At 50.7% G+C, this 24,972-nt stretch carries 13 protein-coding genes; 1 reads left to right on the top strand and 12 read right to left on the bottom strand.

Annotated features, from left to right (window positions below):
* Positions 1-29 precede the first annotated feature (29 nt).
* From B160_RS0108505 to B160_RS0108435, 12 genes are all read right to left on the bottom strand, one after another.
* The gene (locus B160_RS0108505; protein WP_018627475.1) at positions 30-1,073 is read right to left on the bottom strand and encodes a DUF5007 domain-containing protein; all 1,044 of its coding nucleotides are present in this window, start codon (positions 1,071-1,073) and stop codon (positions 30-32) included.
* 16 nt (positions 1,074-1,089) lie between these two features.
* On the bottom strand, positions 1,090-2,280 hold the full coding sequence (locus B160_RS0108500; protein WP_018627474.1) for a discoidin domain-containing protein: 1,191 nt from the start codon (positions 2,278-2,280) through the stop codon (positions 1,090-1,092).
* A 20-nt stretch (positions 2,281-2,300) separates the two neighbouring features.
* On the bottom strand, positions 2,301-3,926 hold the full coding sequence (locus B160_RS0108495) for a RagB/SusD family nutrient uptake outer membrane protein (RefSeq protein WP_018627473.1): 1,626 nt from the start codon (positions 3,924-3,926) through the stop codon (positions 2,301-2,303).
* A gap of 2 nt (positions 3,927-3,928) precedes the next feature.
* On the bottom strand, positions 3,929-6,913 hold the full coding sequence (locus B160_RS28745) for a SusC/RagA family TonB-linked outer membrane protein (protein WP_018627472.1): 2,985 nt from the start codon (positions 6,911-6,913) through the stop codon (positions 3,929-3,931).
* Positions 6,914-7,967: 1,054 nt separating this feature from the next.
* Positions 7,968-9,161, bottom strand: a complete 1,194-nt coding sequence (locus tag B160_RS0108475; RefSeq protein ID WP_157557963.1) for an aldose epimerase family protein — start codon at positions 9,159-9,161, stop codon at positions 7,968-7,970.
* Between the two features lie 55 nt (positions 9,162-9,216).
* Positions 9,217-11,250 (bottom strand): beta-L-arabinofuranosidase domain-containing protein, encoded by a 2,034-nt coding sequence (locus tag B160_RS0108470; protein WP_018627468.1) that lies wholly within the window; start codon positions 11,248-11,250, stop codon positions 9,217-9,219.
* Positions 11,251-11,301: 51 nt separating this feature from the next.
* The gene (locus B160_RS31945; RefSeq protein WP_018627467.1) at positions 11,302-13,347 is read right to left on the bottom strand and encodes a family 43 glycosylhydrolase; all 2,046 of its coding nucleotides are present in this window, start codon (positions 13,345-13,347) and stop codon (positions 11,302-11,304) included.
* Between the two features lies 1 nt (position 13,348).
* A complete protein-coding gene (locus B160_RS0108455; RefSeq protein ID WP_018627466.1) occupies positions 13,349-14,398 on the bottom strand; it encodes a glycoside hydrolase family 43 protein in 1,050 nt (349 codons plus the stop codon).
* Positions 14,395-15,351, bottom strand: a complete 957-nt coding sequence (locus B160_RS0108450) for a glycoside hydrolase family 43 protein (protein WP_018627465.1) — start codon at positions 15,349-15,351, stop codon at positions 14,395-14,397. Before B160_RS0108450 ends, B160_RS0108455 begins: the two co-directional genes overlap by 4 nt.
* A gap of 121 nt (positions 15,352-15,472) precedes the next feature.
* Positions 15,473-16,648 (bottom strand): cellulase family glycosylhydrolase, encoded by a 1,176-nt coding sequence (locus tag B160_RS0108445; protein WP_018627464.1) that lies wholly within the window; start codon positions 16,646-16,648, stop codon positions 15,473-15,475.
* 209 nt (positions 16,649-16,857) lie between these two features.
* On the bottom strand, positions 16,858-18,384 hold the full coding sequence (locus B160_RS0108440) for a RagB/SusD family nutrient uptake outer membrane protein (protein WP_018627463.1): 1,527 nt from the start codon (positions 18,382-18,384) through the stop codon (positions 16,858-16,860).
* Positions 18,385-18,445: 61 nt separating this feature from the next.
* Positions 18,446-21,466 (bottom strand): SusC/RagA family TonB-linked outer membrane protein, encoded by a 3,021-nt coding sequence (locus B160_RS0108435; protein ID WP_026309634.1) that lies wholly within the window; start codon positions 21,464-21,466, stop codon positions 18,446-18,448.
* Between the two features lie 344 nt (positions 21,467-21,810).
* Here B160_RS0108435 and B160_RS0108430 point away from each other — a divergent pair, with 344 nt between their 5' ends.
* Positions 21,811-24,960: a ligand-binding sensor domain-containing protein gene (locus tag B160_RS0108430; RefSeq protein WP_018627461.1), complete on the top strand. Its 3,150-nt coding sequence runs from the start codon at positions 21,811-21,813 to the stop codon at positions 24,958-24,960.
* The last annotated feature ends 12 nt before the right edge of the window (positions 24,961-24,972 follow it).

Below are 24,972 nucleotides of genomic sequence, written 5' to 3'. Positions count from 1 at the left end.
AATTTTAGTAATGTTTTCTTATCAGGGTTTTAGTCGTCCGTAAATTTGGGCGATGTTGTCTTGAAATGAAAGGCTATTTCCCAATCCCCTTTTTGATAAATGGCAAAATTGAACCCTAATGTTGCCGTTACGCCCACGCCGCCGGCACCCAGCCGGTAGTAAGAAAATGCAACCTGCGCCCTGGTACCGTTGGCATTGGTAAACCGGGTAGGAAATTGCGTAAGCGGGATGGGATATGCCACGGTATATTTGACCTCGGTATCCGTCAGTTGCATACCGAATCCATGTACCAGGTGCTCCCAATCCGTGCTGTTGAACAATTTGGGGTTGATGGGTGCATACGCGGAATCAAGGAATTTAAAGGTTAATGAATTTCCGTCGCTGCTGAGCTTGTTAAAATACACATCCACTTCTGATGCGGACATAGCTGTATTATCGCGCCTTCTGAAAAAATTGCTCATGGAAATGCCGCTGACACCGGAGGTAAGTGCCGGGTTCGACGTCATGCCGGTATTGAGGTTATAATTATGCGGCTCATGCGGCACCGGTTTGTAAGGCATAAAACGCAGGTTATAAAAGTAACGGGTAGCGCCGCTGTTGCTTACTTTTACATCAAACCGGTATCCCGAGTCGGGACGGGTGATGAGCTTGGAGGTATTCACGCTGCCCCATACCACGATGTCTCCGGATGATCTCCGCATTTCCAGTATCCGGTGGTTCTCCGTGGTGCGTTTTTGCTCGATCTCATCAATCGATTTTTCTTCGCCTGTGTACGCGCCGGCACCGGTCGATTTCCACACGGTTACCGGGTATATATCCTCGGTCAGCTCGGGAGCCGGCTCTCCGTTAAAACGGCGCACATTGATGATCTCAAAATCCATTGGAAGCGATGACTCACCACTGCTGAAGGCCCCCCGTGCGATATAGTTCCGGCCCAAAATGGGCGAAAACGTTGTGGTCAGGAACGTAGCCGCCGGATCAATCGTATCCCGGTCCTGGGGCGTCAGCTTTTTACAGGACCCGCTGATCAGTACAGCCACCAAGTATATTCCACCAAAAAATAGTTTTTTCATAAAATGCTTTAAGAAATTAATAGTTCATCCAGATCTCGTCCAGGTTGGAATAGAACCGGTCCGTATACAGCCGTCCCGAGAACACCTGTATCACTGTAAAACGGAAGTAACGCGCCAGGACCTTCTGCGGGAAGTTGAACCGCTTGGGCAGCTTTACCGTTGCCGGGTCCGGCGGATAATTGAACCGCATCTTTATCCAGCTGGATGAATCCGCCAGGTTCTTTGTACCGTCCGGTGCAAACTCAAGATAGAAATCCACCGGCGAGCCATCGTGGGACCCGTCCGTCCTCACCTGGATGGTGACCCCGCCGATCAGCGTGTTCCGCTTCATGTCGACCGTAAAGAACGGCGGCGGCGGTGGCGGGATCGTAAGCGTGTGCCAGCGCGTGTTCAGGTTATTATCCAGGGCGTGCAGCACCGTTCCTCCCCAGGCACCGGTGTATTGCGAGCTCCAGGCGATGGGGGTCCAGCCGGACCGCTCGATCGTTGGATCCTGCAGGCGCTGTGTAAAGCTGGCAAATCCGAATTCGTGATTTTGTGTTAACACATGCACCAGTGCATTGCTGGTTTGTACCGCTGCAATGGAGCTGGTGTTCACCGACTTCCAGAAGCGCCGGAAGATGGAGTTGTTCATATCGCTCAGTTCGATCGCCTTGGGACCGTCTTTCAGCGACCCGGCAGCATTCTGCTGAATGGCCTTCAGGTTCATGGTATATCCCAGCACCGATGAAACGGGGAACCCGCTGCTTGATGTGGCCAGGTACTCATAACTGTACACACTGTCGAAAATATAACGGGAGATCAGCGTTTCCAGGGTTTCGTAGTGGAACATACCCGAATCGCTGCGGCTCAGATCATATGTGCGGGGCTTAAAATACAGGTACGGGCTGTCCTTCCTGTATTGCTCGAGGTTAAAGTTCTTTTCGGCAACTTCAAACGCTTCGTTGGGGATCGCAAAAATGGTCATATTGCCCGGCGACGAAAGTTTTGATACCAGTTCCGGATAGCGCCGGATCACTACAACCATGGAATCATAGACTCCTTTTTGGCTTTCCAGGTACTGCAGTACGGTGCCGTCATAAGTTTCTGTTTGGGCAACCTGATAGTTGTGATAAGGGCTGTCCCTCTTCTTACAGGCCTGTATCAGGATGGTGGTCATGCCCGCCAGGAACATATAGCCAATAAGTCTGCTGATTGCTTTTTTCATCGCCGTTGTATTAAAAGAAGTTAACGTTTCCAATAAGCGTTCTGCTCAATCAAAGGATTCTTGCTGATGATCTCCTGGTCAATGGGCCAGTAGATCCCTCCTTCATCCAGCAGCCTGTTAAACTCGGGGTTATCGCGCACCAGCCGGTTATAACGTACCTGATCGTACCACCAGGTACCCTCCCCCGCCAGTTCTATCCTGCGTTCCCTGAAAATATTGTACAGCAATCCGCCCTCCATGCTTTGCTCGGTCGGGGGCAGGGAAAAGCCGGTGTACTGGTTCTTGGTGGCCGTCCAGTATCCCGGCGCATTGCGTGCGCCCCGGACGCTGTTCAGGCTGCCGTAGGCCCCGGAAAAATCGCCCAGCGCATACTGCGCTTCGGCCATCAGCAACCGGTTGTCTTCAAAGCGGTACAACGGAATGCACGAACCAAAAATCGTGAAGGTGTTGGCCCCCGGGGCGATGTTCTTAAACTTTCCGAAGATCGGGATGGTGCCATAGTAATTGGTAAAATAAATATTCTCGTAGTTATTGAACTCCGGCTGATACGGATGCCGGTAATCATCGATCGTATAGAACCATTTTGCGATGGTGTCCCTGGATATGTATAGATCCGGCGCGCTCCGGGGAATATAGGGGTCAGCCAGGGTAAGCGACTCGATATGCCCCACGCCGCTGGGGCCCGATTCGCGGCTGGCCATATTGTAAGGAAAAGAGATCAGCTGGTAGCACAACGAACCCTTGACGCCATTGCTGTAAAAGATACTGTTGGCGCCGGCCAGGTATGCGCGCGCATTGCCCGCGCTGACATAGTCCGTTCTTGCGGCGGCGGCATTGGAATTGATCTCGGTGGTCACCTGCAGGCAGGACTGGTAGTCGCCCATCCAGGCATATATTTGCGCCATTACGCCCAGGCACTGGTAGTAACCCCAGAAAGAATTTCCCCAGCTGGACCATCCCTGCCCGTAATAGCCGCCGTCATAGTTGAGCTGCGAGCGGTCGTCACCTCCGTATTCGGTGGGCAGGCTATCCTTGTACAGGCGCAGCTCGTCAATACAAAAATTCATCACCTGGTCCTGGGGCGTGCGCGCCGTTTGCTTGATCTCCCCGTTGTTGGATGCCGCGGTGATCAGGGGCACATCTCCCCAGATACGTGTTATATAAAAATACAGGAACGCGCGCAGCAGGTGGGCCTGTGCCACATCTACCTTATTGTTCAGGTCGGAGTACCTCAGGTCTTCCTTGCATTTTGGCGCGTTTTCGATAAATGTATTGCAGGCGTCAATGGCCGCATAAAAGCGCCGCCAGTTGGTGAGCTGCCGGATCTGGGGAAAGCCTTTGTTCAGCTCATTTTTGATCACTGCATCGAGATAGTTCCCGCTTACGGTGGAAGTAAAATTGCCTTTGCGCAGGTCGCCGTATAGCCAGTGGGCATTGTTCTCCGCCAGCGCGGCCCTCGACAAACCGTAGATGGCAACAAGACCGGCCCGGGCATCATCATAGCTCTTCCACATATTTTGAGTAGCCGTTGCTGCGGAAGACTGTGTTTCCAGTTTTTTATTGCACCCTGCAGCGATCAGAAGCGCGATCGACAGGCCGGATAAAAAAGTGCCGTTTAATTGCTTGATCACATTCAACTTCTTCATAACTAAAAATTCAATTTTAAGCCCAGAATGTATGATTTGGGAATCGGTAAGCTCCGGCCGTTATACATGCCCAGATAATCCACCTGTTCCGGATCCCCGCCGGAAAACGAGGTGACCGTAAATAAATTGGTGGCCGTTACATATACCAGCGCCCGGTTTAAACGCCCGGAAAATATCTTACCGGCCAGATCATACCCGACGCTCAGCGTACGCAGCTTCAGGTAGCCGGCGTCCTCCAGGAACAGGTCCTGGTCTGCCCGGTAGGGGATCGTGCTGCTCCAGGGATTGTACAGCGGGTAACGGTTGTAGTCAAATGTCTTTTGCCAGAAGGTTACTTCTTTTACATAGGTAATGTTCCGCGAGTTTTCGTTGTTGATAAAATCCAGCTTATTGGAGGTAGCCTGGTTCAGCAACTGGTGGCCCAGCGCATAATAGAACTGAAAGTCGAGGCTGAACTTCCCGTAGCGAAGATTGCTTCCCAGGCCCCCGGTATAGATCGGAAGCGCATTTCCTTTTACCACTTTATCGCTCTCGTCCACAGTACCGTCGCCGTTCACATCCCTCCACAAGGCATCCCCGGGCGAAAAATTGATCAGGCCGCTGAAGCTAAGCGGGCTGCGGGTCCCATCGGGATTCAGTTTTCCAGGAGGGATGTCGGCCTCGCTGTTGATCACTCCGTAGTTTTCATACAGCCAGTAACCGTCCACCGGTTTCCCGATCTCGATCTTCTTATCTCCGTAAGTCAGCTCCCGGAGGTCATACGGCAGCTGCAGCAGCTTATTTTTATTCCAGTTAAAGTTGGCGTACAGATCCCAGTTAAGCCGGTCGTCGCTCCTCAGCACCTGGGCAACAAGCGTCAGGTTGACCCCGGTGTTCTGCACCGTCATCCCCTGAACATATTTATAGGCGAATCCATTCTCCGCAGGCATGCTTACGGGAACGAGCATGTTCTTGTCCTTGTTGTTGTAAAAATCGATCCCCAGCAAATAACGGTCTTTCTGCAGCCCGATCTCGGTTCCCACATTCAGCTTTTCGCTGAAGGGCCAGTTATAATAGTTATTTACCCATCCGAATGAATAGGGCTGCGACAGTCCCGCCAGGCCGGCATAGCTTCCCAGGGTGGGCTCATCCGAATAACCCAGGTCTACCCGGTATTGGGAGCCGACCTTGTAACGGTCGTCCTGCAGCAGCTTTCCAAAAATGCCCCAGGATCCCTTTAACGCCAGCGTGCTGAGGGCACCGGTGTTAATGAGCCGGTGCAGGTTAAAACGAGCGCTGGCCACGGGGGTGAACAGCCAGCGGGTATATTCGGAAAAATTGGAATGCCCGTCATACCGGCCCACCACATCCAGATCGAACAGGTTCCGGTACGAGTAGCCGATACGGCCGTATAAGGAAGAAAGGTTTCCTTTCATCTTATCGGTGAACGGGTATCCGAAAATATCATTGCGGTTGGCATACTGATCCGGGGAAAGGCCTGTATTGAGATAAATTTCTTTGATCTTTATAAAATCATTGGGGCTGTTGTAGGCCAGTACATAATCATATTTGGTAAAATCGGCCAGGTACTGCTGCCCCGCTTCCAGGCGTACCTGGTGCGCCCGGTCCCCCAGCGGCAGCTGGTATTTGATGGAATTGGCTATGGAAAAGCGCTGGTTAAAGCCCGTGTACGTAGATAAAAAACTATTGTTGTCCATCAGTGGTTTTCCGTAAAAAACATCCCGCAGCGATTCCTCATAATCCACTGCCAGCCGTGTTTTCAGCTCCAGTTTATCAAACCGGGCGGTGGCAGTAAAAGATCCGAAGAACGAGTTATTGACATTGTCGTCCACAGCACCCTTGTATTTGGACAGAAAGCTGTTATAGGCGTTTGCATTGGGCGGCATGGGATTGGTAAGGTCCGGTACAAAGCGGGTTTCCGCAAACCGGTCCCGCAGGCTCCGGTTACGGTCGCGGTCCATTCTGGTAGCGTTGATGTTGCCGGAAACGACCAGCCATTTTGCCGGCACCATATTGATGCCTAAGACAATGTTGTACCGGTTCAGGGTTGTAGCATCAAAATTATGGTCCTTGGTGTCGCTGACATTGAACATAAAGTTGGCCCGGTCAGTGCCTCCGAGTAAACCAAAGCCGAGGTAGTACACGGGTTTTGTTTTGTAGTACACATCCGTCCAGTTCGACGGGCCGTAAAAATTCGGATCCAGCAGATTGGCCACATACAACGGTTTGTTCTGGATCTGGCTGAGCGTGGCATATCTCTGATAATAGCGTTCCCTGAACTCATTTTCATACTGGCCATTGACAGCATACACATCCGGGCGCTGCAACATGCCTATATAGGTATCCACGTTTATCTGGCGTATGCCCGACTGTGCTTTTTTTGTGGTGATCCACAAAGCGCCGTTCGATGCCAGGGGGCCCAGTACCGCAAGATCCGATGGCGTTTTCATCACTTCCACCTTTTCAATATTGTTCACATCCAGGGCTGCCAGGAAATTGGTTCCTGAGCCCAGCCGGTTAAAATCATAACGCTGGATATTATAGGACAATGCGTTTTCCTGAACCAGCGGAATACCATTTACGTACACTGCCGGTTGCATGGCATAAAGGTCCTGCTTGTTAAAAACGGGTGCCGTTATTCCCCGTATATACATAAACTGTTCGGCGCCCGGCTCCCCGCTTTCTTCCTTTACCAGCACACCGGGGGCATTCCCTTTGATATACTGCTGCAACGAAATAAGGGGTGCCTGCTTAACGGCTTTTAAATTGACCACTGTCCATGCCGCTGTCGTATCCGAAAGACCCGGGTGGTCGGATCTTTTCAGGTAATCGTTAAATTTCCGGGCATTGTTTGCTTTTTCCAGGGAATCTGCCCTGTCTGCAGCACTAAGGCTATCCTCCTGGGCAAGCCCGGTCAATGGCAGCCCTCCCAAAAAAAACAATACAAAGCCTATCCACTGTCTTTTTAAACAATTTTGCATTTGCATATGAACAGTTAATTTATACACCAAAAGAAACAATCTCAGGATTTACACGCAGTAAAACGGTCGTCAGCAATCTCAAATCCAGTCTGTTAAAGCTTAATTATTCGCTCATAAAAAACTTCAAATAACTTTAAAAACCTTTATTTTATTTAAAGAATTTCAAATATATAGGACTGTAATGGATATAACAAAACTTATTTAAAGTTTTTTATAATAATTTTTTTGTTAAAGGATAATTAATAAATCCTTAATATTTACGTAAAATAGCATCATTTTGAATCGATTCTTTTGAAAAAAAATAGTGAAACATTTTTAAACTTTTATAAAAAATGACAGCTACTATCTTCGGCCGGAAAAAACCCGGTTCGTCCCGGGATTACGATACGGTTTCATTGTCTTTTGCAGGCTGCTTCCCGTAAGCCGATCGAAGCAGCATCCCCGTCATTCAACCGCCATCAATTTTGGAATACCACAAATGCTTCATTGCCGGCCAGTGCGAACACCATAACCGTCAGTTTATAGCGCACGTTCGCGACTGAAATACGCACAGAAACTTTAATGTTGCTGCATTTCTGGGGTTGCGCCTTTCGCCTGTTTTTAGGACGACCCCCAACCATAGAAACAAAAGAGTCTCCAGGATGCCGGGGCCTCCTATGTCTGCCACTGAAGAAGAGAAGTACCGGCCCTTTTTATATTGCGCCCGGGCTGCTGCTATCTTAAACGGCCCTGAAAAAAATTCAGTGTTTCTGAAGCTGTTTAAAGCGGTGGCTTCGCAGCAGCCACCATCTGTAAAAAATCGAGGTTAAACGATCATGGAGGAAAAGAGCAGGAAAGAGGTCCGAACGGATCATCCGGGGGGATCCGGTACATGGTGGACCGTACCCATGGTACTCATGGGCCTACTGCCCCGTTAAAATGTGGCTTTAATAACGCGCCGACGGCGCTTAAGCGGGCGGGCGCGTGTTGAGTGCCAGTACCCGCAGAAGTGTATGCGATCCCATGACATAAAAAAGGGCTGCCCTTTTGAAGACAGCCCTGCGTTTTATGAAACAGATCATTACGGCTTCACCGAAAACTTATAGTAGGACACTGTATGGTAGGTGGCACCGGGCTTTAATTCCACACTTGGGAAAGCGGGCTGGTTGGGCGAATCGGGGAAATGCTGCGTCTCTGCGCAAAATGCCCCCCGGTGAATGTCTTTTGCCCCGGACTTCAGGGTGTTTTTTCCTTCGTTAAAATTACCGCTGTAAAACTGCAGCCCTGGCTCCTGTGTATAAATATCCATCACGATCCCGGACTGGTCGCCGGTAAAGGTTGCCGCATGGGTAAGACCATAGGCACCTTTGGTTCCCTTCAGTACATAGTTGTGGTCATACCCTCTTCCATATTTCAGCTGAACATTATCTTCACCGATACGGGCGCCAATGGTTACCGGATTTGTAAAATCAAACGGGGTTCCGGCTACCGGCTCCAGCTTGCCCGTTGGAATCAGAGTGGAATCCACCGGCGTGTATTGATCGGCATAGATCTGTGCCGTGTGCTGTAAGATATCACCGCTGCCTTCACCATTCAGGTTAAAATACGCATGGTTGGTCAGGTTCACAACGGTATTTTTATTGGTTGTGGCCTTATATTCCATTTTTACGGCGTTATCTGAGGTAACGCTGTAGGTAACGTTCACTTTCAGTTCTCCCGGAAAGCCTTCTTCCATATCCGGGCTGGTATAGCTCAGCTCCAGCGTGCTGTCGTTGGGCTGAACGGCGTCCCATACCACATACTGGAATCCTTTTTTTCCTCCATGCAGGCTATTGGGCCCGTTATTGGCTGCCAGCGTATATTCCTTACCATCCAGCTTAAACCGGGCTTTTGCGATGCGGTTCCCATAACGCCCGATCGTAGCGCCCAGGTAAGCTTCGGTCGCTTTCTGATATCCCTCTGCACTGTTTAGCCCGATGACCACGTCGGTAGGTTTGCCGGACTTATCCGGAACCCAGAGGCCAACGATCCGGCCGCCATAACTGGTAATGGCTACCCGCATCCCGTTCGCATTCTTTAAGGTGTACAGGCCGGTCTTTTTGCCGTCGATAGTGGCCTCAAAACTTGCGGGGTCCAGCGCTCCGGCGCTGTCTGCACCGGCCACACGGGTCGTATCCGGTGTCTCTTGCGCACCTTCATTGTTTCCGGGGTTATTACAGGAGATCGCTCCCGCGGCCAAAAAAGCCAACGCCGCCATTTTTAACGTTTGATTCATGTTGATCATTTTATTGATTTGATTATTTCTGGATTTAAAATTAACGAATCTATACTCAGGGCACAACAGGAAATGCCACAATGCGCAAACGGGTAAAGCCATAGGGGATCAATGTGAACGACCGGATCTCCGGCGCTACTTCCCCTTTATAAATACCCTCCCTGTCTGATACCGGCTGATCCGCAACCTGTCCTTTTTCCGCCTTCCAGGAAGGAATGCGTTTTCCGGATGCGGTAATGGCTACCGGGGCAAAATCCTGTGTCCATTTAAAGCCCGGTTTTAACGGATGCTCCGCTACCTTCAGCACACCGGGATCATCCACGATCTTTTTTAATAAGCCATAGTTCCAGGCATCGCTTGTAGCCAGCGTTTCGTACGGGCCCTCTGCCGGCTCTGTTGCCTCCGTTGCCGTTTCTTTCAGCTTTAAGGCATACACCAGCGGGCCCCGTTCTACCGTTCGCGAGTTACGCCCCCAGTTTGTGATCCGCACATCCATCGGCAGCCGCAGCTTTACCACATCTCCTTTTTTCCAGGTCCTTTTGAGCGTTACCAGTCCCTGTTGTATCTCCGGCTCCAGGGGTTCGCCATTGATCGTAATGACCGGCTTTTTACACCAGCCGGGGACCCTTAATAAAAAGGGGAACGTCATATTTTTTCCGGGCGTTACTTCAAAAAGGATCTCATCATTGAACGGATAATCTGTTTTTTCAACGATCGTCACCGGAACGGTGCCGATGGTGGTTGTCAGCCGGCTTGGTGCATAGACCAGCGCGGCTACGCCCTTGTCGTGGGTCTGATGCCAAAGGCTCTGAACAAATTTGGGCCAGCCCTGGTGCATGTTGGCCAGGCAGCAACTGTAGCCGCTGCGGGCGCCGAACACGTTATTCATCTGCCGGTTGAACGGTAAAGAAAAATCGTACACCCCCCTGCTGACATCTACCTGGTTGGCGATCTGGAAATATTGCTTCCGGTTAAAATCTGCGGTGGTCTGCGGCGGGAACGCGTTAAAGGTCATCCGCTCCAATGCATCTGCAAATTGGAGTTCCCCGGTAATGGAAAGCGCTTCTTCCATCGAAAACATCGTTTCTACAATGGCGCATAATTCTGTACCCTGGGTGGGCAGATTCCCATGGAGGTCTTCATCCGCAGAAAAAATGCCGTTGGGCAGGCCATGCAGCAGCATAATATCGCTCCAGCCCCGGTTCAGGATCTCAAGGTATTTTTTATCGGAAGTGCGTTCATAATTGAGCGCCGGCTCTTTCAGCGCCATGCCCACGTTCACACCGTGCCGGGTCATCCAGGCCTTATTGTTTTGGAAGGCTGCTGCCTGCATCACCCAATCGCGCCCGCCCAATAAAGCGCTCCAGGGCAGCGACTGGCCCCGGATCGTGGCCGAAAGCCGCAGCAAAAAAGATTCTTTGGTGATCCCGTACAGCCATTGCGCCACCAGCATATTTTCCGAGCCCCGGGATACAGCCCATTCTGTCCATTTTGAAAGCGGCACTTTTTTTAAGGCCGCCTCCTGGTAATGAAAATAACGAAGCATGAACGGGATGACCCGTTTGTCTTTAGTGGCGCTGTAGTATTGCTGCAGTACTTTCAGCATCACCATTTTGGGCCACCAGTCCTCGCCTTTATCGGCCGTTTCGAGCGTGATGGGTTTCCCCGTTTCCTTTTCATATTTTGTCAGCGGACCAAAATATCCCGATGGCCGCTGGTGCTCCAGGGTCCAGTTGATGTATCGCCCTACTTTCCGGGTCAGCTGCGGGTCTTTCAGCAGGTAGGCGGTGGGCACTGCACCATCCAGCCAGTAGGGGGTTTCCTCCCACCCGTCTCCATTGCCGCCCAGCCAGCCATTGTCTTTTTTGATCTTTTCGTGTGTTTCATCCAAATGACCGGTTGCATTCCGGGCCACTGTTTGCAGCTGGTCCAGCAGCCAGCCGGCCGGCTGTATCGCGCCGATGTCGAAGTTTTTAAATACCCTTGGCGTATAATGAATGGGATCACCGGCAGTGGGGGCCTTCTTTTGCCCAAAAGCCGTTGTGGCTAAAAACAATAAAACCGTTCCGTAAAAAACATACAAACGCATGTGCAATCGTTGATAAATGTCGAATATACAATAAATAATGTCCGGGCAGCTTTACAAGGTACCCATTTTTTCTATACGCCCGAACCGGATCTTCACATCATGCCCGCCCCCGCTTCTTTTTCTTGAGGTAACCACCCCAACCGTTTGCTCATCAAATTGGTAAATGCTTTGCCAGATGGTCTGGTGCCAGTCTTTTTCAAAGGGAACACTGTGTGTCCAGGGCATTTCCAGCTGCCTCCAGGTCTTACCGAAATCATTGCTTGCGGATACCGTTCCCAGGTTGGACGACAACAGCAGGTTACCATCGGAGAGCGCACATACATAGGGCGCTGCTTTCTGACCGGGGATCTTCGTACCCAATCCTTCCTCCCAGTGGATGCCGTCGGCGCCCGTTTTATAATAGATGCCGCAATCTTCGGGACCGCAGACTTCATAAACAACGATGTAATTCCCATCCTGCATCCGGTCTGCAACCGGCATGCCCGGCCGCGACAACGGATGTCCGGGCGTATGGGCCACCCAGATCTCCGGGCCCCAGGTTTTGCCGGAATCCGCCGAAATCTTCTGTGCAATGATCTGGCTATACGATGGAGCACCGGTCACGTGCTTTTCGCTGGCGTACAAGACGGCCAGCCGGCCGTCTTTCAAAAAATAGAAATGCGGCTCATACAATCCCTTATCCGGCTTTCCCAGGGTGCCGGGAGCGCCCTCATTTGTATCGATCACACTCAGCAAGCGCCAGTTCCTTCCACCATCGCTGCTCTGATATACCGGCAGCCGGTACGACTCCTGCCAGCGTACCGATCGCCCGGCCAGCAACACATCACCATTGGGCAGCTGCACCAGCTGTGCATTGTCCAGGTCCCTTCCCGGGTCAGTAATGGTGCTGATCTTTGTCCAGCTTTTACCATTGTCGCTGCTTTCCGAGATCTCCAGCTCCAGCCCGCCTTTTGCATCCCGTTTGTATCCTTTGTTGCGGAGTACCGTATAGCCTGCCAGCCATTTTCCGTTAGCAAGCCGCAGGAGGCGCGGATACTGGGCGCCATATACCGGCAGCGCCTCCCCCGTTTCATTTTCCCTGTAGCCGGTGCTGATGGTAACACTGTCTGTCCAGCGGATGGAAATGGCTGGCGGCGTTTCTTTGATCAGCGCCGGCCACCCGTTCTTATAAACAATGCGATCCAGGTACAGGATACGGCCATATTTCTTTTCGTTAAATGCCGCCCGGGGTATGGCATGATAGGCGATCCATTTTTGCCCTTCCTTATCTTTGAACACCGAGTTATGCCCCGGCGCCACTATCATGGCGTCGCTTTCCAGGATCACGCTGCTTTTGTTTTCCGATACGGCTCCCAGACGGGTGTAAGGCCCCGTAATATTTTTTGACCGGGCCACCATTACCGCATAATGCGCATCCACGCCACAGCAGTTGTCGCCGGAATAATAAAGATAATAGTAGCCCTGATCATAATCGATCCATGCACCTTCTACCAGTTTTCCATAATCTTTATCCGCCCCTGCCGGCAGGATCGCATGGTCTACGGATCCCGCAGCAAACGTTTTCATGGACGGATCCATTTCCCGGATCCGCAGCGGCTGAAAGCCGGAGCCCCATACCATATAATATTTTTTTGACCGCGGGTCGCGGAGCACCATCGGATCAATGGCTTCAAAGTCCGGTCGTACGATGAGGGGTGCGCCCGCATCGCGGAAGGGGCCTTCCGGCCGGTTGGCAAAGGCCACACCGATCGCTTTACCCGCAGCGGTATCCACCGTTTCTGCGGAATAAAAAAGCACATACTTGTTTATTGTTTCATTGTACAGGACATGCGGCGCCCAAAAATCCTTATAGCCCCAGGATGGTTTTTCAGGGAGGGCATCGCCGATGATCTTCCAGTTTTTCAGATCACCGGACACAGCCACCTGAATGTTCCGGAACCTGCCGGCAGAACCGGAGTTGGTAGCATATGCATAATACTTCCCGTTGGCAAGGATCACGGTGGGGTCCGGAAAATCCGTATCGATCGCCGCCGGTTTTTGTGCCACTGACGGAAGTGTTGCCAGCAGCATCAAACAACCATAAACAATTTTTTTCATATCACTTCTTTTTAGAGGGCTCGGGCAGCGGCTTTGTTGTTGGCAGGGGACGCCCAAAATCAGGCGTGCCGTCTTTCCGCCAGGTGAACCGCTGGGCACGGGGTGAGCGATGCTCTCCGCATCCCTGGCCGGGCCGGGGATTTGCATGATAAAGGATCCAGTCTTCTTTTCCATCCGGCGATTTAAAGAAGGAGTTATGACCGGCTGCATAAACCCCGTTCTCCGGAGCGGCCTTAAATACCGGCTCGGGACTTTTCAGCCAGTTTGCACGGTTTAAAAGATCGCGGTTGTCCTTTAGGGAAAGCATACCCAGGGTATAATTTTCGGTCCAGCATCCGCTTGCAGAATAGACAATAAAAATGCGGTCTTTACGGATCAGGAACTGAGGGCCTTCATTTACCAATACGTGATCCGGGGTCTCCCCTTTCAGGTACCCGTATTTCTCCCATTTATGTTCCGGTTCTGAGATCAGCACGCGCTCCCCTTCGACGGTCCAGGGGTTGCTCATTTTTGCGATATAGATATTCTGCTGGCCGTTGGCATCTCCTTCCCATCCGGACCAGATCATATACAACTGACCTTTATACTCAAATACATCTCCGTCAATGGCCCATTTATCCGAAGGATCTGCCACCTTGCCTTTGAAGATCCATTCACCCTGCATCGGATCCGGCGCGCTGTTCTCGAGCACATACATCCGGTGGTTGTGGTTATTGCCGTTATCCGCCGCAAAATACATATACCATTTTCCTCTTAAAAATAAGATCTCCGGCGCCCACAGTTGTTTTGAATACATGGTATTGCGCGGAGGCGTCCAGATGGTTTTCCGCTCTGCAGTTTTCAGATCGGAAAGACTTTTTGTCTTCCACAACACCAGCTTGTTCTGTGTGGTATGTGTATAATAATAATAACCGTCCTTATGAAAGCTGTAGGGATCTGCACCGGACGGCAGCAGCGGGTTGGTAAATGTGTGCAGCGCAGCGGTGTTTTTGGAGCCGGAGCACCCGGCAATCAATCCTGCAAAAAAAAGAATCAAAAAAGATCGGATCATTTTATATAATTTAAAAATCGGAATGTTTTGGGATCGGCCCGGATCAGCGGGTCTTTCTTATGCCTGGAAAAGAGCAATTGTATGATCGCTGTTTTCCGGGGGCCCACTTTCGACGGTGCAAAATGGGTATGCAGCACATACTGCCAGTGCCCCTGGCCATCCTTAAAAAGGTCGCCGTGGCCGGTGCCGTTGTACCCCACAAGGGTTTTCGAGATCACCGGGTTGATGGTTGCTTTCTTCCAGGGCCCCAACGGCGATGTGCTGGTAGCCAGGCCAATGGCATAGTCCGGGTTACGAAAATCGTTGGCCGAATAGAGCATATAATATATTTTACCTCTTTTGAAAACGGTAGGCCCTTCGGTAACACCCCATTGGGCGTTTACCGTATTTTCCCACCCGGAAGCGGCATGGATGCATTCCTTCGCCGTTGCTTCGCGGATGCCACTCAGGTCTTCCTCCATTTCAGCGACAAAAATGCGGTTGCCTTCCTGCAGGCGCACATGATATAGATAGACCTTTCCTTTATCAAAGAATACGAACGGATCGATCATACGCCCTGGTCCCTGCAGGGGTGCCGGTTTTTCCTGCCGGAAGGGCCCCAGCGGGTGATCTGCCACGGCAATGGCAATATGCTCATTGGCGGTATAGGCCATGTAAAATTTTTTCCGGTACATAAAGACCTGGGGGGCCCAAAAGCCCCTGGTACCAAATGCATCGCCCGGGGTCAGTACCTTGCCGGCGGCCTTCCAGTGAACCAGGTCGGTGGATGTATAGGCCCTGAAACCCTTGTCGGCCCCGGAGCCGTTGGTTCCGTACAGGTAATACACGCCCCCGTGAAAAAAAATGGTAGGATCCGCCACCAGCGGATTCTGCTCTCCGGCAGCCTGCGCCCTTCCCCGGACGGGAAGCAATAGCAGGAAACCGGCAAGCATCATAAAAAGAATGCGCCGCATTATTTCGATTTAATACAATGATACAAAATATGTCCTTTGTTATTTTGCCCGGATCCCCGTTCGTGCATGCAGCATGAAACGGGGACCGGGCTTTTTGTAAAAACAAACAATGACGGGCCGTCTATTTTTTTCCGGTCATTGATTTTATGAAATCCACTTCCTCCTGTTTGTAAGGCGTGCCGTCTTTTCTGAAAATATCATGGAACCAAAGCGGCGGTTCTGCAGTATAGGTTTTTGTCCAGCTGTCCCAGGGAAAAATGGTCTGCGATTTCCCGTCAACAAATCCCCAGTTGATCATGGCCACATTGTTTTCTTTTGCAATGGGCAGCGAGCTCTGGAAAGTGCTCTTGTTGGGTCTTGCCATATATTCTGTACACCAGAGTGGTTTGTTATACCGCTTTAACTGACTGATCTTTTTCCGCAACGTCAGTGAGTCGTCGTAGCAATGAAAGGAAATGATGTCCGACTCCTGCAGCTGTAAGCGTTCAATCGGTTTCAGGGTGCTGTCCGACTCCCAGTTGCCGGCCCATACACCCGAGGTCAGTGGTTGTGAAGGGTTGGCGCTCCGGGCCCATTCAAATGTTTGCTTCAGCAGGGGCAGCACGCGCTCTACTTTGTCGGGGATCTCTACTTTCTGATAAGATGCGCCGGTCATGTTATCCGGCTCATTCCATACATCCCAGGCGATGATGCGCGGGTCCCCGGCAAACTTTCCAACCACTGATTTTACATACCGTTCCAGTTCCGGGTACTGTGTAGAATCCTTTAATACGGCCTGCCCGGGGCTCTGCACCCAACCGGAATTGTGCACAAAGGGTTTGGGATCCCGTTGTTTTCCCGCCTTCGGGAACGGATCCCAGCAGGAATCAAAAATGGTGAACAATATTTTTATTTTGTGGCGGTCGGCGATCTCAAGGAACTTATTGATCCGGTCGTAAAATCCCTGCTCATCATTTTTAAACACAAGGTCATGCAGATAAACCCGCATTACATTCATTCCGATCGATGCCGCCAGGGCCAGCTCTTTATCGATGGTAGCCGTATCGAATGTCGCGGCCTGCCACATCTCCAGCTGGTTGATCGCAGTGCTGGGCAAAAAGTTGGCACCCACATACCAGGGCTGGGTCGCATACCATTCGTTGGCCTGCTGCGCGGTCCAGGTCTCCCGGGTTGCGGCCGGAGCATCCTCCGGCCCTGTTTCACCGGACTCCGGTGTGTTACACGATACAAACAGCAACACCCCTGTCATCAGGGCCACTGTACCTTTCATTACCTTTTTAATGTTCAATTTCTTCATGATGCATTATGGTTTTATATAATTGATTGTTCGTCATAAGAGGGCTTTGTTCTATGGTGGACGCATAAATATCAAAAAGGTTGTTTCACTGTTCTTCCGTTTCAAATGCCGCAGATATGCAGGTCTGCCCAAAGACCCCGTTGTGTTGCGCTCCATAAGCCGATCCGCGCACCCGCTGCTATGCATCCGTGCGCCCCAATCGCTGCCTGCTAATAGCCGGGGTTCTGTTTCAAGTTCGTATTGTTGAGCACTTCCGTCTGCGGTATGGGCAAACGGATATGCTTTCCGATAGCAAAGTTCTTAAAATCCGGATCCCGTACCGCCACCGCGTTCACTTTCTCCTGGGTATCCAGGTCGCCCCAGCGTTTCAGATCTGCCCAGCGCACACTTTCCCCGCAAAGCTCCAGCGCCCGCTCGATCTTTAACCGCTCGCGGAAACTGTCCTTGCCCAAAATAGCGGTGGGATGCGCAACGGCCAGCGGGGCCATTTTCGACCGGGTTCTTACCTGGTTTACATACGGCACCGCAGCGGCTGTTTGCCCCAGCTCGTTCAGCACCTCGGCATACATCAGCAGGATATCCGCATAGCGCACCAGCCGGTTGTTCACCTCCGAAAAATAATCTTCGTTGCTCCGATAGTAATCTCTCGAATATTTTTTAAACCAGGCCTCATCGGCGTTCCATTCCCAGCTCCTGCCGTAGATCTTATCGCCAAAGTCCTTTTCCAGGTCCGGATAAAAAAGGGAATAGCGCAGCCGGGGATCGATACCGTCATCGATGGTCTTTTCCTTTTTAAACTCCTGCACCAGCCAGAAACGGGCCTGACCATCTGACCAGCCGATCCCTCTCGGTGCAAAGAACTGGCAGCGGTTGGTACCCATATTGGCATTGACACCATCTCCCTCACCCGTTTTATTGGCATCGGAGAACTGGATCTCAAAAACGGACTCTTTATTGTTTTCCTGGGTAGACCGGAAATTCTCTTTAAAATCCACCAGCTCATACATTCCCTTACCGGCACCGGTGATAAAATAATCCAATGCCGTTTTGGCCTCCGGCCATTTATGCTGCTGCATGTAGGTGCGTGCCAGATAAGCGTTCACGGCCCCTTTGGTGGGACGTCCTACATTGGCATCGTCCCAGGTTTCCGGAAGATCAGGCAGGGCCTCTGTAAGATCTTTTTCTACCTGTGCCCACACTTCGGCCAATGTATTCTGCTGGGGCAAAAATCCGGGATCATCCAGGTGCGGGTCTAAAATAATGGGAACATTCTCATACAGGATCGCTGCATAGTAGTAGTAAAAGGCCCTGAAAAATTTTGCCTGGGCAATTACCGCCTTTTTCTTTGCTTCATCCGCAAAGGGAATATCCGGAACAAATTTCAATACCTGGTTGCAACGGAACACCGCTTTAAAAATATCTTTAAATGTATTTGCGTTGCCCTCCCAGAAATTATAATTAATATACTGGAACCTTGTCCAGTCCGCCAGCTCCACCCAGGGACTTTTGCTCATGCCTTCATCCGACGTAAGGTCCAGGCGGAAATAGATCCAACGGTTCCAGCCTCCGTTCTGGTAGAACATGGCGTAAATGGAGTTCACTGCTTTTTGGGCATCGTCTTCACTTTTCCAGAAACTTGCAACAGGTAACCTGTTGGGATTATCCTGATCCAGCAACGACTTCCTGCAGGAAATGATCAATATCAGCAAAGGAATAACTATTACTATTTTTTTCATGTCAATCGTTTTAATCCGAAATGCGTCTGATTGAATAAATATATCTTATGGGGTCACGTATTTAAAATCCAAAGTTCAAACCGAATGTAACCATGCGTACATTGGGATATGCACCAAAATCGTATCCCTTCTCAAAAATGCTTGTGTTACTGAACTCCGGATCAAGACCACTGTATGGAGTAAATGTGAGCAGGTTCTGACCCGATACGGAAACCTGTGCATGTTCAAAACCGATCTTCTTCACGAATGCATCGGACAGCCGGTAAGAAAGGTTGATCAGCTTCAGCCGGAAAAAGTTGCCGTTTTCCAGCCAGCGTTCCGTATCGCCCCTTGCATTCAGGGTAGATGCATATAAAACACGCGGCATATCGGTATTGGGGTTTTCGGGGGTCCAGGGCTGAATACCGGCCCTGTAATTGGAATTATCATCAAAGCGGTCCGTTACGCTGCGGGGGCCGTTAAACACTTTGGAGCCAAAAGAGCCAAACCAATCCATCGTTATCTCAAAATTTTTGTACGAAGCGCCCAGGTTCAGACCGGTTTCCAGCTTTGGCCAGGGACTGCCTACGATCGCCTTATCATCATTGGTGATTTGCCCATCGCCGTTGTTATCGACAAAACGGATGTCGCCGGGTTTTGCATCGGGTTGAATGACCTTACCCTCCGCATTTTTATAATTCGCCACTTCATCCTGCGATTGAAAGAGGCCGTTGGTCTGCAATACGTACCACATGCCGATCGGCTGCCCGAGCCGGGTTACTGTATTGCCCACGTATAGCTCGTTCTTCCCGTATGCCAGCTCCAATACCTTGTTCCTGACGGTAGTAACATTCAGCGCGGCGTTGTAATTAAAATCATGAATGCTGTTCCGGTAGGCAATGGTAAATTCAAAGCCCTTGTTCTCAAGACTGACGGCGTTCACAAACGGGGCCAGCCCGTCATGACCGCTTGAATAGAGCAATGGTGAGCGGTAGAGCACCTTCTGGGTTTGCGCTATATAATATTCGGCAGTAAATGAAAGTCTATTATCCAGCAGGGTGGCGTCGAAACCATAGTTCTGCTGTTGCAGCTTTTCCCATACCAGGTAAGGATTGGTCAGCTGCACCTGTATGGCGGTTGGCGCAGTATGCTGATCCTTTCCGATGGCGATCGTGGGCAGGGTGTTGATGACCGCATCCGGCTCATAGGGACCGATATTGGAGCTGCCGAGGGTACCATAGTTTGCCCGCACCTTCAGGTCGTTGATCCAGTCTGCCTTAAAGAACTTCTCTTTGCTGATGCGCCATCCCGCGGAAACGGAAGGAAACTGCTCCCACTCCAGATCCGTTCCCAGCCTTGAAGAACCGTCAGAGCGGACAATCCCGTTTATCAGGTACCGGTCGTCAAATGCATATTCCACCCTTCCAAAATAAGAGATCAGGGCCACGCGCTCCCTGAAACCGCCCAGCTGCGCTTCATTTCCCTGATCCAGCACATCGTAATAATGGCCGGATGCATCCTGCAGAACGTTTCTTTTGCTGCCCCAGATCTGTGCATAATCATCGCGCTGGAACGATTGCCCGGCGATCACCGTCAGGTCGTGCTTCGCAAATTCCTTCTTAAAGGTCAGTGTATTCTCGATCAGCTTGGTTACCGATTCGGCCCGGTTCTCATTGGCGATGGCCGGGTCATAAGGCTGGTTAAGGGTCCAGTTGCCCAGCTTTCTAAAATATTTATAATGATCCCGGCTGGTTTCATAGCCCAGGTTCAGACGGTACGTTAAAAAATCGAAAGGCTTCAGTTCGGACCACAGGTTTCCCCGCAGCCGCAGGTTCTCATTGGTCTCATTGATCAGGTCTGCTATTGCCACCGGGTTCGTTCCGAAAGTGCGGGCTTTCCGCTCGTCACCATACCCATATCCTCCGGGGTGTGTATCATCATATACCGGGATGGTGGGCAAGAGCCGTATGACATCAATAACAGGATTTCCGCCCATCTCATCTGTTTTCGCATTGCTGATGGCCAGGTTCTCGCCGATGCTGAAGATCCCCTTGGTGCCCTGTGTGTTTACCCGCAGGTTATAGCGGTCGAAACCGGTACTGATCACCGTACCTTTATTTCCGAAATACCCCCCCGACACAAAATAGGACCCGTTGTTTCCCCCTCCGGAAAAACTCAGGTTCAGGTCCCGGATATTTCCCTGCCGGAAAGCCTCGTCCTGCCAGTTGGTGTTGACCATCGTATCCAGTTGCTGACGGGGAACGTTGGCATTGTCATAGGCCATATAGTTCAGTCTTTTAAATTCATCCGTCTCCGCAAGCTTATACCGGGGCATGGTCTGCACCGAATACTTCGCCGAGGCATCGATCCGCATTGGTCCCGATTTACCCTTTTTCGTTGTGATGATGATCACTCCATTCGCCGCGCGGGAGCCATAGATCGCTGCTGCGGATGCATCTTTTAAGATCTGGATGGATTCGATGTCTTCCGGATTGAAATCCCTGTTTGCGGTAGTGATCAATCCATCAATAACATACAAAGGGTTGGAGTTTGAAATATTCTTCAATCCTCTTATTTGTATCTGGGCCTCGGAGCCGGGCCGCCCCCCTCCCCGTACTTTGATGCCGGTGGCCAGCCCCTGCAATGCTTCTGCAACGGTGGTAGCCTGCCGTTTATTGACATCCGCAGCCTTCACCACGGAAACAGCGCCCGTCAGGTCCTTCTTTAGCTGGGTACCATAACCGACCACCACCACTTCATTCAGATCCGTAGCCGCGGATCTTAAGGTCACATCGATCTTCGGTTGGTCCCCCACCCTCACTTCCTCTGAGGTGTAGCCAACGCTGGTAAAGACCAACGTAGCGCCGGCAGGAGCCGTAATATGGTAGGTTCCCTGCTCGCTGGTAAGCGTAGCCGTCGTTGTTCCTTTAACAGAAACGCTTACGCCCCGGAGCGGAACGCCTTTGTCATCGGAAACGTTTCCGGTGATCGCTGTTCCTTTTTGTGCATTTAAAACAGTTGCAAAGCAAAACAACAAAAAGAATAAAAGGGGGCCTGTCTTTTGTAAGACATGGCGGGATGGCTTTTCGGATCTATATTTCATATAGCGCTGGTTTAACAAGCTGAGTGACTCCAAAATTATCACTACCAATTCCCCGATCCCGCATATTTTGTCTCAATCTTTCATCAAATTGTATCAGGTGGAGAATTTGAAAATTCGAAAATGGGGAAATGAGAGCAGGGAGATTAGATGATAGACATTAGACGATAGACCATAGGCATTAGATGATAGAAGACGGCAGGTAGCAGCCGGTGCCTGGAACAATACAATGGTTATGCGCCTTCTGTAAGAGGAGCTTCTGTACTTTAAAATTCAATACTTCACATTGGATATTTTATATTCCCCCCATTGGGATGCTTATATTTGGCATTAAAATCCGGTCATAATTGAAGCATACGGTCCTATATCTTTTTTTTCTTATCACCATTCTTTGTGTACGTTCTGCCGGTGCCCAGCAATATTATTTTGAGCGCTTCCAGGTTGAGAAGGGATTGTCCAACAATACGGCCACCTGCGTCATACAGGACAAAAAAGGGTTTATCTGGGCCGGCACCAAGGATGGGCTTAACCGCTTTGACGGCTATAGCTTTAAAGTGTTCCGGAATATTTCCGGAGACAGCACCAGCCTGGGCAACAATTCTGTATGGCAGCTGCGTGAAGGGAACGATGGTACCATCTGGGTGGGAACAGAGCATGGCATTTATGCTTACAATCCCGATAACGAAACATTTGCACATCTGCAAGAGACGCCCAAGCAACTGGTACGTGCCATTGCCGAAGACGCTGAAGGCAACCTGTGGTTCGTTATTAATTTTAAGCTATACCGCTACTCCGGGCGGACCCAACAGACCACCCGCTTTTTTAACGGGGAACTGGATTTTTGTACCACCCTTACCATCTCCCGGAACAATGAGCTTTGGGTAGGAACGCTCCACGGTTCCATCGGCCGTTACGATCCGGCAACCGGCCGGTTCACCTTTTTTTCTGTCTTTGGCCATTCCCAACCTGCAGTATCTACCTGGCTGGAACGGATCTTTGATACAGGAGAGGGTTATTTTCTGATCGGCACGGCAACCCAGGGAATAAAAAAATTCAATACCCGTGATCATACGTATGAAGACCTGCTTACCTATAATACAGATAAAACAGAGATCTACGCCCGGGATTTTGTACAGTCAAAGCCGGGCGAATACTGGATCGCAACGGAAAGCGGCATCTATATTTACAACACGCAGAACAATCAGTTCGTTAACCTTAAAAAGAATTATCAGAACCCCTATGCACTTACCGACAACGCTGTTTATTCGCTCTGTAAAGACCGGGAAGGCGGTATCTGGATCGGGACCTACTTTGGCGGACTGAATTATTATCCGAAAGCGAACCCCGCTTTTGAAAAGTATTTTCCCCGGATGAACGCCCGCTCCATTCACGGGAACGCGGTCAGGGAGATCACCGCCGACAACCGCGGCCACCTGTGGATCGGCACTGAAGATGCCGGCCTGAATAAACTGGACACCAGTACCGGGAAGTTCACAAATTTCAAACCCACCGGTAAAAATACCGGCATCGCACACACCAATATACACGGCCTCCTGTACGATGGCGACCGGTTGTGGATCGGTACATTTGAACATGGCCTCGACATGATGGATCTGCGGACAGAGACCGTGATCCGTCATTTCACCGCCGGCCCCGGGCCCAACGAATTGCGCAGCAATTTTATTCACAGTTTATATAAGACCTCCGATGGCCGGATATGGATCGGCAGCTCCAACGGCATCTACCGGTACGATCCTAAAAACGGGAATTTCCGGTCGCCGGATTATTTTCCCAGGGAAGCATTTTATTCATGCATCCTGGAAACGACAGACGGCACCATCTGGGCCGGAACATTTCAGAACGGACTTCACTACTACAATCCGCAGAAGAAGATATTTGGCCGCCTGCAGGTATGGCAGCAGAACAGGGACCTGCTTGCAGAGAACCGGATCACCTATATTCATGAAGCAGCCGACAAAACCCTTTGGATCGCAACCGAAGATGGTTTATACAACCTTCACCCGTCTACAAAAAAAATAAAGATCTACACGACCGCAGCCGGGTTGCCCAGCAACCTGATCTATACGATCACGGAAGACAGCCTGCACCGCCACTGGATCACCACATCAAAAGGATTGGTCTTATTGGATCAGCATGCCCGCATCCTGCGCACATTTACCAAAACCAGCGGACTGCTCGGCGATCAGTTCAACTATTCGTCCCTGTTCCATTCAAAAAACGGCCGCATTTATTATGGCAGTGTAAAAGGACTCATCAGCTTTAACCCGTACGAGCTAAAACCAGACACTTATGTTCCGCCGGTGTATATCACCAACTTTTCCGTATTCAATGTACCCCTGACGATCGCTTCAGAGAACGGGCCTTTACTGCAATCACTTCAGAACACGCGGCAGATCAGCCTTGCCTACGATCAATCGACATTCAATATCGACTTTGCGGCCATCAACTTTACCGCACCGGATAATGTTGAATATGCTTATAAGCTGGAAGGACTGGATAAGGACTGGAATTACATCAAAACAAACCGCAGTGTTTATTTTACCAACCTGCCCCATGGCGAATACATTTTCAAAGTACGCTCCACCAACAGCAGCGGCCAATGGCGGAACAATGAACGGGCGCTCCGGATCACGATCCGCCCCCCGCTGTGGAAAACGCCCCTTGCCTATTTGTGCTATCTGATCCTGGCCGGGTCGGCAACCTTCCTGCTGATCCGGACCTACCGGCAGTACCTCGCCAATAAACAAAAACGCAAAATGCAGCTGTATGCCATGCAAAAGGAAAAAGAACTGGTAGAAGCCAAAATAGATTTCTTTACAAAAGTTGCCCATGAGATCCGGACCCCGCTCACGCTGATCAAGGCGCCGCTGGAAAAGATCACCGGGCAGATAGCCCAAACGCCCCAAACGGAAAAATACCTTAACAGCATGAACAGGAACACGGAGCGACTGCTGGAGCTCACCAACCAACTGCTCGACTTCCGGAAGATCGAGGAAAGACAGCTGTCCCTGAATTTTACAAAAACAAATATCCCGCAGCTGCTTACCGATATATGGAGCAGCTTTCAACCCACCGCCGAAAATAAAAACCTCCATTTCCGGATTGCAGTTCCTCCTGTCCCTTTTGATGCATTTGTAGACCGGGATGCCTTTACAAAGATCATCAGCAATCTTCTCAATAATGCCCTCAAATATGGGAAAACAAAGGTCTTTACCCAATTAACCGCTCCCGGCGCAGACCATCATTTTAAGATCACGGTCAGCAATGACGGGGATCCCATTCCTGCCGCTGATCAGCAAAAAATATTTGAACTGTTCTTCCGTTCAAAGCTCACGGAAACGGTGGCCGGAACCGGCATCGGGCTTTATCTTGCCCGGTCGCTTACCGAACTCCATGGAGGAAGCATCCGCCTGACAGGTAATGGAGAACAGATCTGTTTCGAGCTTCTGTTCCCGCACCGGACGGAACCGGCCTGAGTCGGGGTACAC

Source organism: Niabella aurantiaca DSM 17617, assembly GCF_000374125.1.
In the GTDB taxonomy this organism is placed as follows: Bacteria; Bacteroidota; Bacteroidia; order Chitinophagales; family Chitinophagaceae; genus Niabella; species Niabella aurantiaca.
This window is presented reverse-complemented; position numbering and strand designations above follow the sequence as displayed.